We start from the raw sequence: 15,133 nt of genomic DNA on the forward strand, positions 1-15,133 counted from the left end.
GCGACGATCCCGGGCAGGACCGGTCGGCCGGCCATGAGGAGCGAGGCGGGCTCAGCCCTGCGGGCGGCGCTCGGCGCGGCGCAGCGCCACGATGGTCTCGCGCAGCCAGCGCTGGCTCGGCACGTCGTCGTTGGAGGCGTGCCAGATCATCGAGATCGACACGTCCGGCAGATCGACCGGGGCCGGGCTCACGGTCAGGCCCATGCTGTCGGCGAAGAAGCGGGCCAGCCGCGAATGCATCGTGGCGATGACCGGGGCTTGGCGCACCACGAACGGCATCACCGCGAAGCGCGGCGAGGTCAGCGCGATGACCCGGCTGCGGCCGATCCGGGCGAGCGCGTCGTCGACGACGCCGTGGGCGCTCTCCACGAGGCTGGTGAGCAGGTGGGGGAAGCGCAGGTAATCGTCCAGCGAGATCGGCGGTTCGAGCCCGACGAGGTCGGCGTTGAACAGGCAGAGATAGCTCTCCTTGTTGAGGATGCGCCGCTTGTGGTGCGTCTGCCCCTGCTCGAACACGCCGATGCCGACATCGACGCGACCGCTGTCGAGGTCGTCGAGGATGCGGTGGCGATCGACCGTGTGCAGCAGGAGCTTCACCCCCGGCGCCTGCGCCTGGAGATGGGCGATGAGGCTCGGCATCAGCAGCACCTCGGTCGAATCCGGGATGCCGAGGGTGAAGGTGATGTCCGCGGTGGCCGGATCGAAGGCGGCCGGCGCCGCGGTGATCTGTTGGATTTGCGCCAGCGCCGCCCGCATCGGCTCGATCAGGGCGAGCGCCCGCGGCGTCGGGCGCATGCCGTCGGGGCCCCGCGTCAGCAGCTCGTCCGCGAAGGTGGTGCGCAGGCGTGCCAGGGCGTGGCTCATCGCCGACTGGCTGAGGCCGATGCGGACCGCCGCCCGCGTCACGCTCCGCTCGGTCAGCAGCGCGTCGAGGGCGACGAGCAGGTTGAGGTCGAGCCGGGCAAGATGCACGTGATCGATGCGCATTATGAAATCAGCCCATTTGATTCATGGACCCGACATCAGCACATTCGGTCTCACGAAGCGACGGGGGGCCCGCCGCGAAAACCCGAAAGAGATCGAAAAGATGTCCAAGCAGTTCATCGCGCGCACCGTCACCGGCCTCGCGCTCACCCTTCTGACCGGCACCGCCTTCGCGGGGGAGACGGCGACGATCCACAACACCAAGACCGTCGGCGCGCTCGCCCTGGAGACGCAGGGGCTCGCCACCGATACCGGCTCGGTGCACCGCCAGGGCGGCTACGCCCTGCCCGGCGCCGTCCAGTGGAAGGTCCCGGCCCTCGACGAGCGCGTCAAGCAGGCCGCGGCGTTCTAAGGAGCTGAAAAAGGGAACGGCCACGGACACCGGGACCCGAGGTGCGCGTACATCCGGCGTCACCCAAAATCCCGGCATCGTGGCCGTGTCCGATCAGGCGATTTGGGTCGCGATCGGCATGCTCCGAAGATGGGGGCGATACGGTTAATAAACAATGAGCAGCCTCGCCGATCCGTGTGCGTCACGGGACGGCGGGGCTTTTTTGTCGGCACGACCGACCCCGACGCGGCGAACCGCCCCTTGCGTCCCGCCGCGGCACGGGCGAGCAAACTCGTATCGCCCGAGGAGGTGAGGGGGGCCCGGTTGAGAAGCGTGATCCGCGCCGCGTCGGCGATGGCAGCCATCGCCGTCCCGCTCGTCCCCGCGGCCGGGGCCGATCCGCTCGCCCCCGGCGCCGCCTCCTGCCTCGCCTGCCACGGGGAGGGCGGCGGCCTGCCCGATCTCGCCACCCTGTCGCCGGACGAGATCGAGGCGGCGCTTGCGGGCTACCGCGACGGCACCCGCGCCGGCACGGTGATGCCGCGCCTCGCCAAAGGGTTTTCGGCGGAGGAATCCCGCGCCATCGCCGAATCCCTCGGCCGGACCGGGGCGGCCCGGTGAGCGCCGGCCCCACCCGCCGCGGGCTGCTGACGGGCCTCACCGCCGCGAGCCTCGCCGCTCCTGCTATGGCGCGCGCCGCCCCGCGCGTGGTCGTGGTCGGCGGCGGCTTCGGCGGCGTCACTGTGGCCCGTGCGCTCGTCCGCAACGGGATCGCCGTGACGCTGGTCGAGCCCGCAACCGAATACGCCACCTGCCCGTCGAGCAACGCGGTGATCGCCGGGCTGATGCCGCTCTCGGCCATCACCTTCGGCTACGACGGCGTGCGCCGGGCCGGCGTCACGCTCGTCCACGACAGCGTCGCGGGCATCGACCCAGTGGGGCGCCGGGTCAGGTTGGCGGGCGGGGACAGCCTCGCCTACGACCGGCTCGTGGTCGCAGCGGGGATCGGCTTAAGCTTCGACACGATCCCCGGCTACGACGCGGCGGCGGCCGCCACGATCCCCCATGCCTGGAAGGCCGGCGCCCAGACCGCACTGCTCGCCCGCCAGATCGAGGCCATGGAGAACGGCGGCCTCGTCGTCCTCACGGTGCCGGCTCTGCCCTATCGCTGCCCGCCCGGCCCCTACGAGCGGGCGAGCCTGATCGCGCACTATCTGAAGACGCGAAAGCCGCGCTCCAAGGTCGTCATCCTGGATGCCAAGGACAGCTTTTCCAAGCAGCCGCTGTTCCAGGCCGCCTGGAGGGCGCTCTATCCCGACCATCTCGAATGGGTGCCGCTGGGGCAGGGAGGGCAGGTCGAGGCGGTCGATGCCGCCGCCCGGACCGTGCGGGCGGGAGCCGGCCTGTTCCGCCCGGCGGTGCTCAACGTGATCCCGCCGCAGACCGCGCCGACGCTCTGCCGCGCCGCCGGGCTGACGAATGCGAGCCGCTGGTGCCCAGTCGATCCGGTGAGCTTCGAATCAAGCCTGCATCCGGGCATCCACGTCATCGGCGACGCGGCCATCGCGGGCGCCATGCCAAAATCGGCCTTTGCCGCCTACAGCCAGGCGCAGGTCTGCGCCGGGGCGGTCGCGAGCCTGCTCGCCGGGCGCATCCCGCCGGAGCCGAAGCTGATCAACGTCTGCTACAGCCTCGCCGCGCCGGATTACGGCTTCTCCATCGCCGGGGTCTATGGGGCCGAATGGGATCGGCTCGTCACCGTGCCGGGCTCGGACGGCCTCAGCCCCGACGACGCGCCGCCGGAGGTGCGGGCGCGGGAGGCGGCGCTAGGCCGCGCGTGGTACGACGGCATGATGCGCCAGCTGTTCGGCTGAACGCCCCCATGCTGCACTGCGGCATCATGTGCCGCTACGGAGGGGATATTTGCCGGCTGCCCATCGTTGATGGGGACAAGAACTGTCTCAGGATCGACGATGACCAAGCTCAACCTCGCCCTCGCCGGCGTCTTCGCGGCAACGCTCGCCTCCGCCGCGCCCGCCCTGGCGCAGACGGCCTACCCGCTGCCCCTCGACGAGCCGGTGACCACCGGCACCATCACCCGCGGCCAGAACAACACCGGCGGCGACCCGAACCTCGTGATCCCGTTCGGCTCGACCGGCGCCGACACGTTCCAGACCGACTCGGCCGTCGGCGGCAACGCCAACCAGCCGGCCCGCTCGGTCCCGCAGGGCAGCGGCGGCGGTGCCAGCGGCGGCAACAACTGACTGGATAGCCCGCGAACCATCTCGGGAAGCGCCCCGCACGGCTCGGCCGTCGCGGGGCTTTCCTTTGGCCGGCGTGCCCATGGCACGGAGCATACCGTGGCACGAATACCGATCGTCGCAGTTTTTGGAACGCCCGGTCATTCCCCGGACGCGCGAAATCTGCTTTCTCATTCCGCCTTGCTCGGAGGGGGCGGACGTGAAGGCGACCTTATCGGACATCGCGGCGTGCTTCAGAATCCTTCTCGGCCGCGAGCCGTCCCTGGAAGAGATTCAGGTGCACACGAAGGCGCATGTCGGCAATGATCTCGCCGACGTCGTCAAGAGTTATTTGGAATCGGAAGAATTCCGCAATCGCCGCATCGTGCAGGTCGTGAGGCCGGAATCGCCGCGCGCGCAGAACACCGCACGATGATTGTCCGCACGTCGATCCGGCCCGTTCCGAGCCGGATCGAACGGTTCCGTCACAGGATCGGCTTGCCGCCGGTGACCGCGACGGTGGCGCCCGAGACGTAGCTCGATTCGTCGGAGGCCAGCATCACGTAGATCGGCGCCAGCTCCTTCGGCTGGCCGGGGCGCTTCATCGGCACCTGCGAGCCGAACTGCGTCACCTTCTCGGCCGGCATGGTCGAGGGGATCAGCGGGGTCCAGATCGGGCCCGGCGCGACGCAGTTCACCCGGATGCCGCGCTCGGCGAGCATCTGCGCGAGGCCGCCCGTGTAGTTCTGGATCGCCCCCTTGGTGGTGGCGTAGGCAAGCAACTGCGGGCTCGGCGTGTCGGCATTGACCGAGGTGGTGTTGATGATGGCCGCGCCCTCGCCCATGTGCGGCAGCACGGCCTTCGTCAGGTAGAACATCGCGTGGATGTTCACCCGGAACGTCTTCTCCCATTCCTCGTCCGAGATCTCTTCCGGGTCCGAGAACGTCGCCTGATGGGCGGCGTTGTTGACGAGGACATCGACCCGCCCGAACGCCTCGACCGCCCGCTCGACGATCCGTTTGCAATGGGCGGCCTCGCCGATATCGCCCGGCACCAGCACCGCCTTGCGCCCGGCCTCCTCGATCAGCCGGCGGGTCTCGGCGGCGTCCCCCTCCTCGTCGAGATAGGAGATCAGCACGTCGGCGCCCTCGCGGGCGAAGGCGAGCGCCACGGCCCGGCCGATGCCGGAATCGCCCCCGGTCACGATCGCCTTCTTGCCCGCGAGGCGGCCCGAACCCTTGTAGCTCGTCTCGCCGTGGTCCGGCCGCGGGTTCATCGCGCGGGTCTCGCCGGGCATCGCCTGCGGCTGGTCGGGGAAGGGGGGCTTGGGGAAGGATTCCATCGGGCGGGGCTCCGGCTCGGGGCAGGGTCTTGCTCGGGCAACCCCGCCGCGACCGGCCAAGTTCTGCCCGGTTTCGCACCGCAACCGCGGCGGGCGAGGGGCGTTCGGGCTCGGTGAGACGTTTTGGCGAGGGCGAGCGGAGGATCGATGGACGCGCAGGCGGCGAAGGAGGGGAGGGCGGAGGCCGAGGCGGAGCAGGCGGCGGAACGAACGCGCCGGGCGGACAGTGACGTCGGCCGCATCGGCTGGCTGCGCGGGCAGGTGGTGCGGCTCTCCAAGCGTCTCCCCTTGCGCCGCCGCCTCTCCCGCGGCCTCGCCCACGGGCTGATGTCGGCCTTCGCCGCGGTCGCGGCCTACGTGCCGACGCAGGTGTTCGGCCTGCGCGAGGGGTTCTGGGCCGCGATCACCGCGGTCGCGGTGGCCCAGACCGAGTTCGGCGCGACCCGCTCGACGGCGCGCGACCAGTTCACCGGGGCGGCGATCGGCGGGATCGTCGGGCTCTCGGCCTTCCTCGGGCTGGGGCCCTCGCTCTGGGCCTACGCCGCCGCGGTGGTGCTCGCCACGCTCAGTTGCTGGCTCGTCAACGTCGCGAGCGCCTGTCGGCTGGCCGGCATCACCGCCACCATCATCCTGCTCGTGCCGCATGTCGGCCCGGTCGAGCGCATGGCCGCCTCGCGGGTGGTGGAAGTCGGCTGGGGCGTGTGCGTGGCGATCACCACGGTCTGGATCGTGACGCGGGTGAACCGGTGCCTCTCGCCCGAAAAGCCGGCCTGACCGTCCGTCGAGGAACTTGGCCGTAGCTCCGCCGGGTTCCCGCCGCGATTGCCCTGCGAGGCAGCGGCTCGATCCGGGAAGAGACGGTCCATGAAGGCGTTGTGCTGGCACGGCAAGGGCGACATCCGGTGCGACACGGTGCCGGACCCGACCATCGAGGATTCGCGCGACGTCATCATCAAGGTGACTTCCTGCGCGATCTGCGGCTCGGACCTCCATCTGATGGACGGGCAGATGCCGACCATGAAGTCGGGCGACGTGCTCGGCCACGAATTCATGGGCGAGGTGGTCGAGACCGCGCCGGGCTTCACGAAATTCAGGAAGGGTGATCGCATCGTCGTGCCCTTCAACATCAATTGCGGCGAGTGCCGCCAGTGCCGCCTCGGCAACTGGTCGGTCTGCCAGCGCTCGAACCGCAACGCCGAGATGGCGGCGGCGCAGTTCGGCTTCACCACCGCCGGGCTGTTCGGCTACTCGCACATCACCGGCGGCTACTGGGGCGGACAGGCCGAGTACGTCCGCGTGCCGATGGCCGACGTGGCGCCGATGAAGGTGCCGGACGGCATGGACGACGAGTCGGTCCTGTTCCTCACCGACATCCTGCCGACCGGCTGGCAGGGCGCCGAGCATTGCGAAATCCAGGGCGGCGAGATCATCGCCGTGTGGGGCGCGGGGCCGGTCGGCCTGTTCGCGATCCAGTCGGCCAAGATCATGGGCGCCGAGCGCATCATCGCCATCGACACCGTGCCGGAGCGCCTCGCGCTCGCCCGCAAGTACGGCGCGACCGACATCATCGACTACGCGCAGGACGACGTGTTCGAGCGCATCAAGGAGATCAGTCGGGGGGAGGGCGCCGACGCCGTGATCGACTGTGTCGGCATGGAGGCCTCCGCCGGCCACGGCCTCTCCAGCGTGATCTCGACGCTGCAGGAGAAGCTGACCTCGACCGAGCGCCCCTACGCGCTCACCGAGGCGATCAAGGCGGTGCGGCCCTGCGGCATCGTCTCGGTGCCGGGCGTCTATGGCGGGCCGATCCCGGTCAACATGGGCTCGATCGTGCAGAAGGGCCTGACGCTCAAGAGCGGCCAGACCCACGTGAAGCGCTACCTCGATCCGCTGACCAAGCTGATCCAGCAGGGCAAGTTCGACACCGCCTCCCTGATCACCCACCGCTCGACCGACCTCGCCGACGGCCCGGACCTCTACAAGACGTTCCGCGACAAGAAGGACGGCTGCGTGAAGGTGGTGTTCCACCCGAGCTGACTTCGTTTCCTAATCCTCTCCCTCATCCTGAGGTGCTCCGCGAAGCGGAGCCTCGAAGGAGGGCTCCAGCGAAGCGCGTGATCCCTGGAGCCCTCCTTCGAGGGCGACGCTTCGCGCCGCCACCTCAGGATGAGGGGGGAGGGTGGGATGCGCCCCTTGAACGGATTCAGACCCAGACGGCGAGCAACCGAGGCAGATCATGGCGGGCGACGACGGCCTGAAGTTCGGCGCGATCGGCGGGCGGGCGGCGCATGTCTGCGTCGATGCGCAACGGTTGTTCTCGGAAGGGACCGACTGGCACACGCCCTGGCTGGAAAAGATCCTGCCCAACCTCGAACGCCTCTGCGCGGCCCATCCCGAACGCACCGCGTTCACGCGGTTCGTTCCGCCCCACCGCGCCGAGGAGGGGCAGGGCACGTGGCGGCGCTACTACGAGCGATGGGAGGGGATGACGCTGGGTGCGCTCGGCCCCGAGATGGTCGATCTCTTGCCGGAGTTGGCCCGCTTCACCCCGCCGGCCAGGGTGATCGACAAGCGCGCCTACTCGCCCTGGATGGAGCCCGACCTCCAGGCGATCCTCAAGGCGGACGACATCGACACCCTGATCGTCACCGGCGGCGAGACCGATGTCTGCGTGCTCGCCACCGTGATGGGCGCGGTCGATCGCGGCTACCGGGTGATCGTCGCCTGCGACGGCGTCTGCTCGTCGGCCGACCCGACCTACGACGCGATGATGTTCCTCTATCACTCGCGCTTCGGCACCCAGATCGAGACGGCGCCGGTCGCCGAAATCTTGGACGCGTGGCCGGGCGGCCGCCGAAGCCAGCACGGTAGCTGAGACGATCGACCACGAAGGGTGCGCTTGCCAACCGAAGCTCAAATCAAACCTATCCTCCGAACTGATGTACGGTCTGCTTTTGCGCGTCCCTCTCGATGGGAGGCGGCCGACACTATATGGTTTTCCGCCTCAAAGTTTTCCACGTCATCGACAAGAACAACAGTGTCAGCAGTGGTGCAATAACATGCCCCCACGCCTGAATGACCTGAGGCTCGAGATAGTAAGGCGCCTCGGCATTGATTTCCTTGGTTCCGCTCATGCAGTGGTTGATTTTTTCGAGCCCCTTCAAGTTTTGCCATAAAAATTCGAAATGAGGCCGAGACGGACAAAGATCTGCTGGGGCAAGAATGACAAAATATTGCAATGAAAGCAGCGAAGAAGAAACGAATATGACGAAAAATAGAAAACCCAAAACTCCGGACAATCCACGCTTCTTAGAACGCTCCTTCAGGGGCAGCGATGAGAAATCGACACGTGTGGCTTCGAACCACAACGCAGCACTGGACAACATCCCAACCAGCGGTCCGAGAACGATGAAGTAGATGGCATTCAACTTGACCGGGAAATTTTCGCCGATGAACGGCAATTTCCCGGTGTAACTTGTTGGGGAACGTGCGATCCAGAAGCAAAGCACCATTCCAAGCGCCAGCAAAAGCGAAAAGTACAATATCGGCTCGCCCCTTAATGCAAGACCGACCTTCGAGCCCTTATTCTCGTCAGACACAAATCTACCTCTTCGATTATTTGCAGAGCTTAGGAGCCTCAGAGACGATAGCGGACTCTATCGCCTGAATGATTTTAGGCTTAAGAAGATTGACAGCAAGACCATACTTCCCTCCGGTTCGCGGGATATCGACCTGCTTGGAATCTACGGCACAGGTACTCAGATCAAACGATGCCTTGACCGTAAAATCTGCATTTGCATCACCGGGAAACAGAGCTTCGTCGGACGTCTTGCAAGACAAGAATCCGGTTACGGAAGCCTGCCCCTTACTTCCTGTTCCAGAGACAGAAAATTCTTTGATTTCAACGCGATCGAACCTGTCGATTCCGATTGTTACGCCAGAGACCTTGACGGAGTTTCCAGAACAGGGATTTGCCTGGGCAATAGCCTTCTCAATGATATTTGCTGCTTGAGCTGGAACCATCGGCATCGTGCCCAGCGCAACGGCAAGAGCTATGCGCGGCATCGCTTTTTGGCATACGGCTTGCAACGAAATCGACATGAGGCCCATCATCTCCAGCTAACGAGGAATGAGATTTAACAATCAATTTTGATAATTCAATGCCCATGCCGCATTCGGAACGAAGATTGGTACGTTATTTTATCAATATTTGCGAGACGTCGGATGCGTAAATTGCACATGCAAATCTGATTTGTGTGATTATTTTGCAACATTCAGAGCTTAATTATATTATAAAAATCAATACAATAAATCCAAAAATACTCAAGTCTGACATTCAATATATAGTATGACTGGCAAATTTGGTGACTTGCATTCCGGCTTGATGAAGACCTGTCGTTCCGAGGGGCCGACTGAGAGCCGCGACGGACACGAAGCACAGGCACCGCTGCCGATCCATCGCGTTGCGCCTCGGGATGTGCCGGATCGATAGGACCTTCGACGGCCAGCACCCGGCCGAAACTTGGCCTTCCCCTTCGCGGTTCACCGGATGAAAGCGTTGAGGATGGAGCACCGGATGTCCGATGCACTCGCGCCATCGCGACGAAACCGGACCACCCGGTTCCCTGGTTGCGGTTGCGGTCGAGGAAGTGTCGAGCCCGCCCCGCGTCCCACTCTGCCCGCGATGCCGTACCGGGATCGGGCCGGACGCATTCATTGACGTGTCGGCGAAATTTCCTCCCGAAAGGAACCCGCTCATGACGAGCAAACACAAGAAGCCGCTCGACAGGCAGGTCGTCGTCATCACCGGCGCTTCGAGCGGCATCGGTCTGGCCAGCGCCCGCATGGCCGCCGAGCGCGGCGCGAAGGTCGTGCTCGCCGCCCGCAACGAGGGGGCGCTGACCGAGATCCGCCGGGAGATCGAGGGCTCCGGCGGCGAGGCGCTGTCCGTGCCGACCGACGTCACCGACCGCGCCGGGGTCGAAGCGCTGGCGCGGGCCGCGATCGACCGGTTCGGGCGCATCGACACCTGGGTGAACGATGCCGGGTTGTCGATCTTCGGGCGGATCGAGGAGGTGTCGCTGGAGGATCACCGCCGGCTGTTCGAGACCAACTTTTGGGGCCTCGTCCACGGCTCGCTCGCGGCGCTGCCGCATCTGAAGGCGAGCCGCGGCACGCTGATCAATCTCGGCTCGGTCGCCTCCGACGTCGCCTTCCCGCTCCAGGGGATGTACTGCGCCAGCAAGCACGCCATCAGAGGCTTCACCGATGCGCTTCGCATCGAGCTGGAGGAGGAGGGCGCGTCGGTCGCCGTGACGCTGATCAAGCCCGCGGCCATCGACACGCCGTTCGCCGAGAACGCCAAGAACTACACCGACCGCGCCCCAAAACTTCCGCCGCCGGTCTACCGAACGGAAGAGGTCGCGGAGGCGATCCTCTACGCCGCCGAGAACCCGCGCCGGGACATCTATGTCGGCGGCGCCGGCCGGATCATGAGCGCCGCGCAGGCGATGGCGCCGCGGATGTTCGACCGGGTCGGGCGCACGATGATCGGCCAGCAATTGCAGGACAAGCCGGCGACCCACCGCGACGGCGCGCTCTACGCCCCGCGGGAGGGCGGCAACGTGAGGGGCGGGCATCCCGGATACGTCATGCGCCGCAGCCTCTACACCCGCGGCAGCCTGCACCCGCTCACCACCGCCGCGGTGGTGGCCGGCGTGGGCTTCGCCGCCGCGAGCCTGCTCGGCGGCACCCGCCGCTGAATCTTTTGTGATTTTCCGCTCTCGGCTTCCGGCCGGGGGCGTTCTTATCAGGGGACCGACACACCGTGGCGAGCCTCGAATCCACCCTCGACGTCTTCTCCGCCCTGCTCGCCTCCGAGCAGCCGGCCAATGTCGGCGAGGCGGACGAGGCGATCTGGGCCTATCTCGCCCCCGTCCCCGGCCTCGACGCGCAGGTTCAGGCCCTCGACCGGCTCGGGGCAGGCGTGGCCGACCTCGACGCCTCATCGCCCTTCATGCCGCTCCTACTCGACGCCCTCGACCGGCACAGGGCGCGGCTGGCCGAGCTCTCGGCCTGACAGGGCTCTCGCTCGGCGGCCTCGGACGCTGTGCGTCATTGCGAGGCGAAACTGACGCAATCTAGGGCGCGACACGTCCGGGGGAGGTCCACGCCTCCCCCCTTCTGTCGGCGCGGTCTTGCCTTATCCGGATAACGCACGCCCTGGATCGCGTCAGTTCCGCCTCGCGATGACGGGGTGGACGCCGCGTGGGTCAAATGGAAAGGGCGCCAGCGCTTTTCAAATTGCAGCGTCCTAACAAGAGGTCAGGCGTCTACCGTTGCTCCACGCCAAGCCGGCGATAGTTCAAAATGTCCCGGTTATCGCAACGGCGGCATTGCAGGCCGACCGGCGCGTTTCTTGCTCACTCCAAAGCTGATCCGGCTGCCGACTAACGGCGGCGTCCTCTCGTCTTGGGGCAAGCAACCGCGATGCGCCGCGGCCTCCCGCACCGGCCTCTGAACTGTCCTTCCCGGACCCGGCCCAGAGCTGCCTCCGCGCGCCGTTCAAGCAGCTGTGCATTCGCGCAGAACGCCCGAGCTTCAACACAAATCGTGCAGCACGCGCGCCGCCGCGGAACTTCCGCACGACTTGCGCGTAAAAAGTTCCACGACGAGTCGCGCTATATCGGCAACCCTGCCATGGGCTGCCGTCATATTCTCGCCTCTTGTTCGGGTATGGTGCGGACATCTCACGGATCGACGGTACGGAGTGCGAGCGACGGCGCATCCGGTCACCTCACCCTCGTCGCTGCACCGGATCACGCATGTCCAAGCTCGCCCTGACCACCGCCCTGGCCGCACTGCTCGCCTCTCCGGCTGTCGCAGGTGGTTCTTCGGCAGGCGGGTTCGACGGCACGTGGTCGGTCCAGCTCGTGACCGAGAGCGGGCTGTGCGAGGCGCAGTACAGCTACACCCTGAGCGTTCAGGACGGTCAGGCCCGCCCGATCACGACGGCCTCGTCGAACGGCACCACGGTCTCGGGCCGGGTCGGGGCGGACGGCAGCGTCGGCCTCACCGTCGCCACAGCGGCGGCCAACGGCACCGCCTCGGGCCGGCTCCAAGTGCGCGGCGGCGCCGGCACGTGGCGTGTCTCGGGCGGCCTCTGCACCGGCCGCTGGACCGCCCGCCGCCACACGGTGCGGACCGCACAGGCCGACTGATCCCCCGCTCCGGGCCTCCCGAAAGCAAGGCACCGGCCCATCGTAGGAGCCGGTGCGCCGCCGTCGAAACGGCTCCGGATGTCGCCCCGCACGGCCGATCGCTCCGACAAGAAAAATCCCGCCCCCGGTCACCCGGTGCGGGATCGAAACTCGTCAAACCAAGGATTTCAGAACTCTGAGAATCCATTGGTGCCCAGGAAAGGATTGGGCGTGCGTCAGCTTTATATCAATCAAAACAATGTGTTAGGTCGCCCTACAATTCGGCGCTGCTCATTTTGTGCATCACTCCCGTGATGCGCACAAGCCCAGTCTGCGTTACGAGGGAATCTAAGGGTCCGTTTCATAACGGCTCGAGGGAGCGCGGCCGGGCCAGCAATAAGCACCAATGGATAGGCCGTCCAAGTGTTCGGGAGAGACAATGTCATCGTCAGCAACACCGCCGGCCCGAACGCCGTTGGATTTCTACGTCCCGGCCAAGGGTTACGCAGAGGCCGCAAAAATCATCGTGCTAAGCCCGCTCCGTGAAAGTCGGGTCGAGATGACCTACCTGCCGATTCACATGTTGCTCGGCTTTTCGGTCGAGCTCTATCTGAAGTCGTGGCTCTGCCGGGAGGGCATACATGAGGATATCCTCCGCAAGAAGCCGTATGGGCACGATCTCGGTAATTTGTATAAAGAAGCGACGTCAAGAAATTTGAAAAACATTTCTGGACTCGACCACTTGGTCCAGCAATTACATGGCCCACATACGGACTTCACCTATCGTTATTTCCGTTCCGATCTTATCTTTGACAATACGGATTTTCGATCTGCTTTCGAGATCACCGACAGGCTAGATGTTGAGGTGGATACGCATATCGGTGCGAGCGCCAGTCACGGGCTGCAGCCTGGTCACTAGCGCGATAGACTTCGCGAAGAAGCTACAGTTGGGCTCTGCGTGCACATGCCGCGTCGCCGTTGTCTTCCTCCTCGCTGGCGTTGGGCCGGCCAGCGCCGAACTCGAAGCCGAAGTTGGCTTCGTCCGTGTCAGCGCGGCCAAGGAGGTGATGACTGAGGCGCGCCGGCTGTCCTCGCCACGCAAGCCTTCCAGCACCACGCGAATCTTCTCCTCGGACGAGAACTGCCGACGTGTGGCCCGACGGATGTCCTTGATCACCGCTTCTGCCAGCTTCTTGGCCGGTCCGGATGTCTGCTTCATCTTCGCTCCTCAGGGGCTACGATGAACCAGCCATCCTCCGTTCGTGAAGACCCTCAATCTGTCCCACAGGTGCTGACGTCGGACAGCCCTGGCCTCCCCCTGCCGGCTTTAGTTTCCGGCGTCGTCACCGGGCGTACATCCTCCCGGACGACGGCGGAAACTCGACCACTAACATCAAGTTGCAGATTTCTGGCCGACCGAGGTCATGCTCGGTATCACGCGGCCGATTTTTTGCCGCGTTGCTCGAAGGCTTTAGGCGACCCGGTGTGCGCAATGGCCAGATGCCGATGGCCACTTGTTCTCCTGACTTGGCCGGCATATCTCTCACCAATCCGCTTTTGCGCCGGCTCTAGTGCTGGCGCCTGGATACGTGAATGGTGGTCGGCGTGCGACAGCACGGCTTCTGCCGCAGCTAACGGCACACCTCAGGTGCACGCCCTGGCGTGACCCCTAGCCGTTGCATCACGGGCTTACCCGATTTCTCCTTCGGCTGCCCAGTGATGCGCTCATCCTCCTATCGCCACACATCTCTTGCTCGCCCGCCGTCGCAGCTCGGTCTCGTCTGCGACGACCCTGACGAGCCGTCCCATGACGCTTCCGCTCTTCTCCTGCGCCAGATGCTGCGCCGGGGCAGCGGCTACGGCATCGCGGGCCCGACTTGGCGCGAGGGCAAGCGCCAGCGACCGGCGGCGCGCCCGCGGGACGTGAAGGCCGCCGCTCGTAAGCTGAAGAAGCGCCTGATCAAGCACGGCAGCGCCTCGCCGCACCTTCTCGACATCGCCAACGCGCTCGGCCGCTGTGACCGCCGTCACCGCTGTCTGCATCCGGCTTGTCCGCAGTGCGGCCGGGCCGTGCAGCGCACGTTCGTGCGGGCCCTCTACCGGTTCATCGAGGCGCACGAGCACCTCGGGCCCTGGGTGATGCTGTCGCTGATCTTGCCGCCGCTCGATCCGGAAGGGGAAATCGATTTCGTGGCCGAGCGGGCGCGCTACACCGCCGTGCTGCGCCGGGCCGGGCTGCGTCTCGGAGCGTTCGGGCTCGACCTGAGCTTCAACGAGGATGATCGCCGAACGCTGCCCGAGGCGGATCGCTTCGCCCCCCACCCGTGCGTGCACATCTACGGCATCGCCCCAGCGGCGCACGTGGAGGCGGCGCTGCCGAAGCTACGGCGCCTCGTGCCCGCGACCAACATGGTCTGCCGTCCGATCCGGCGGAAGCGGTTCAACGGCGACCCGGCGGCCTTCGCCTATAGCCACAAGCCCCGCTTCACCCGGCGCCTGACGATCCTCCGCGATGATCCTCGGCGAGCGAGCCCGGTTCGTACCACCCGGGATCGCGTCCTCACCGTCGAGCAGGAGATCCGGGCTGTTCGGGCGCTCGCGCGAGCCGGGCTGACGGGGCGGATCGTGCTGCTCGGCGTGCACTTCGAGCTCGTGCCCATCGCGCGGCCTCGGCGAACCCTGCGAACCTGAGAGGAGGCACTCAAGCAAACCCGGGCGAGGACACCCCCGGGTTCCGTTCTGATCACTGCATGAAGGAGACCCATTACCGATCCGGAAGCGCCTGAAACCTCCGGCACGAGATCTCGGCGAGGCTCGGTGCCGATCACCCTGAAAAGGAGAAGCGTGGCGGTCACGGAGACCGCGAACCACTCAACCCCATCGGTCCGCCTCTGCGAGGCTGACACTCAGCCGGAGGAAAGAACTCAGCCTGGGACACCCCACCCGCCGCCGATCCTAGACCCTGACTTCGACGGCAGCGCGCCACCCCTAACCCCGAGGAGGACCTACGCGGACCCGGTGACCGCATCGCTCACC

General features: G+C 66.1%; 17 protein-coding genes and 1 pseudogene. 13 read left to right on the forward strand and 5 right to left on the reverse strand.

Going from position 1 to position 15,133, the window contains the following annotated elements:
• Positions 1-51 precede the first annotated feature (51 nt).
• On the reverse strand, positions 52-987 hold the full coding sequence (locus tag AAHG03_RS00330; protein WP_342147977.1) for a LysR family transcriptional regulator: 936 nt from the start codon (positions 985-987) through the stop codon (positions 52-54).
• A gap of 100 nt (positions 988-1,087) precedes the next feature.
• Here AAHG03_RS00330 and AAHG03_RS00335 point away from each other — a divergent pair, with 100 nt between their 5' ends.
• From AAHG03_RS00335 to AAHG03_RS00355, 5 genes are all read left to right on the forward strand, one after another.
• Entirely contained in the window at positions 1,088-1,336 is a 249-nt protein-coding gene (locus tag AAHG03_RS00335) for a hypothetical protein (RefSeq protein ID WP_342147978.1), read from the forward strand.
• A gap of 312 nt (positions 1,337-1,648) precedes the next feature.
• A complete protein-coding gene (locus AAHG03_RS00340; protein ID WP_342147979.1) occupies positions 1,649-1,936 on the forward strand; it encodes a c-type cytochrome in 288 nt (95 codons plus the stop codon).
• A 65-nt stretch (positions 1,937-2,001) separates the two neighbouring features.
• The gene (locus AAHG03_RS00345; protein WP_412759708.1) at positions 2,002-3,189 is read left to right on the forward strand and encodes an FCSD flavin-binding domain-containing protein; all 1,188 of its coding nucleotides are present in this window, start codon (positions 2,002-2,004) and stop codon (positions 3,187-3,189) included.
• Between the two features lie 99 nt (positions 3,190-3,288).
• Positions 3,289-3,579: a hypothetical protein gene (locus AAHG03_RS00350; protein WP_342147981.1), complete on the forward strand. Its 291-nt coding sequence runs from the start codon at positions 3,289-3,291 to the stop codon at positions 3,577-3,579.
• Between the two features lie 196 nt (positions 3,580-3,775).
• Entirely contained in the window at positions 3,776-3,991 is a 216-nt protein-coding gene (locus AAHG03_RS00355) for a hypothetical protein (protein ID WP_342147982.1), read from the forward strand.
• Between the two features lie 49 nt (positions 3,992-4,040).
• Here AAHG03_RS00355 and AAHG03_RS00360 read toward each other — a convergent pair whose 3' ends face one another.
• Entirely contained in the window at positions 4,041-4,898 is an 858-nt protein-coding gene (locus AAHG03_RS00360; protein WP_342147983.1) for an SDR family oxidoreductase, read from the reverse strand.
• Positions 4,899-5,045: 147 nt separating this feature from the next.
• Between AAHG03_RS00360 and AAHG03_RS00365 the strand changes: the two genes are divergently transcribed.
• From AAHG03_RS00365 to AAHG03_RS00375, 3 genes are all read left to right on the forward strand, one after another.
• Positions 5,046-5,672, forward strand: coding sequence for an FUSC family protein (locus AAHG03_RS00365; protein ID WP_342147984.1), 627 nt, complete (start codon positions 5,046-5,048; stop codon positions 5,670-5,672).
• Between the two features lie 90 nt (positions 5,673-5,762).
• Entirely contained in the window at positions 5,763-6,935 is a 1,173-nt protein-coding gene (locus AAHG03_RS00370; RefSeq protein WP_342147985.1) for a zinc-dependent alcohol dehydrogenase, read from the forward strand.
• Positions 6,936-7,134: 199 nt separating this feature from the next.
• A complete protein-coding gene (locus tag AAHG03_RS00375; protein WP_342147986.1) occupies positions 7,135-7,773 on the forward strand; it encodes a cysteine hydrolase family protein in 639 nt (212 codons plus the stop codon).
• 112 nt (positions 7,774-7,885) lie between these two features.
• Here the strand turns inward: AAHG03_RS00375 and AAHG03_RS00380 are convergent, their stop codons facing one another.
• Together AAHG03_RS00380 and AAHG03_RS00385 are read right to left on the reverse strand one after the other, a co-directional pair.
• Positions 7,886-8,497 carry a hypothetical protein gene (locus AAHG03_RS00380; RefSeq protein WP_342147987.1) on the reverse strand — a complete coding sequence of 204 codons (612 nt, stop codon included), beginning with the start codon at positions 8,495-8,497 and terminating at the stop codon, positions 7,886-7,888.
• Between the two features lie 16 nt (positions 8,498-8,513).
• Positions 8,514-8,999, reverse strand: a complete 486-nt coding sequence (locus tag AAHG03_RS00385) for a hypothetical protein (protein WP_342147988.1) — start codon at positions 8,997-8,999, stop codon at positions 8,514-8,516.
• A gap of 656 nt (positions 9,000-9,655) precedes the next feature.
• Here AAHG03_RS00385 and AAHG03_RS00390 point away from each other — a divergent pair.
• The 4 genes from AAHG03_RS00390 (at position 9,656) to AAHG03_RS00405 (ending at position 13,016) form a co-directional block, all read left to right on the forward strand.
• Positions 9,656-10,660 carry an SDR family oxidoreductase gene (locus tag AAHG03_RS00390; protein WP_342147990.1) on the forward strand — a complete coding sequence of 335 codons (1,005 nt, stop codon included), beginning with the start codon at positions 9,656-9,658 and terminating at the stop codon, positions 10,658-10,660.
• A 65-nt stretch (positions 10,661-10,725) separates the two neighbouring features.
• Entirely contained in the window at positions 10,726-10,977 is a 252-nt protein-coding gene (locus AAHG03_RS00395) for a hypothetical protein (RefSeq protein ID WP_342147991.1), read from the forward strand.
• A 745-nt stretch (positions 10,978-11,722) separates the two neighbouring features.
• On the forward strand, positions 11,723-12,118 hold the full coding sequence (locus AAHG03_RS00400) for a hypothetical protein (protein ID WP_342147992.1): 396 nt from the start codon (positions 11,723-11,725) through the stop codon (positions 12,116-12,118).
• A 454-nt stretch (positions 12,119-12,572) separates the two neighbouring features.
• A complete protein-coding gene (locus AAHG03_RS00405) occupies positions 12,573-13,016 on the forward strand; it encodes a hypothetical protein (protein ID WP_342147993.1) in 444 nt (147 codons plus the stop codon).
• 165 nt (positions 13,017-13,181) lie between these two features.
• On the opposite strand, the pseudogene AAHG03_RS00410 reads toward AAHG03_RS00405, so the two are convergent.
• Positions 13,182-13,316: pseudogene (locus AAHG03_RS00410) on the reverse strand (IS3 family transposase); the annotation flags it as partial.
• 617 nt (positions 13,317-13,933) lie between these two features.
• Between AAHG03_RS00410 and AAHG03_RS00415 the strand changes: the two are divergent.
• Complete coding sequence (locus AAHG03_RS00415; protein WP_342147994.1) at positions 13,934-14,788, forward strand: hypothetical protein; 855 nt, start codon at positions 13,934-13,936, stop codon at positions 14,786-14,788.
• Positions 14,789-15,133 lie beyond the last annotated feature (345 nt).

The organism is Methylorubrum subtropicum (genome assembly GCF_038442325.1).
Classification (GTDB): domain Bacteria; phylum Pseudomonadota; class Alphaproteobacteria; order Rhizobiales; family Beijerinckiaceae; genus Methylobacterium; species Methylobacterium subtropicum.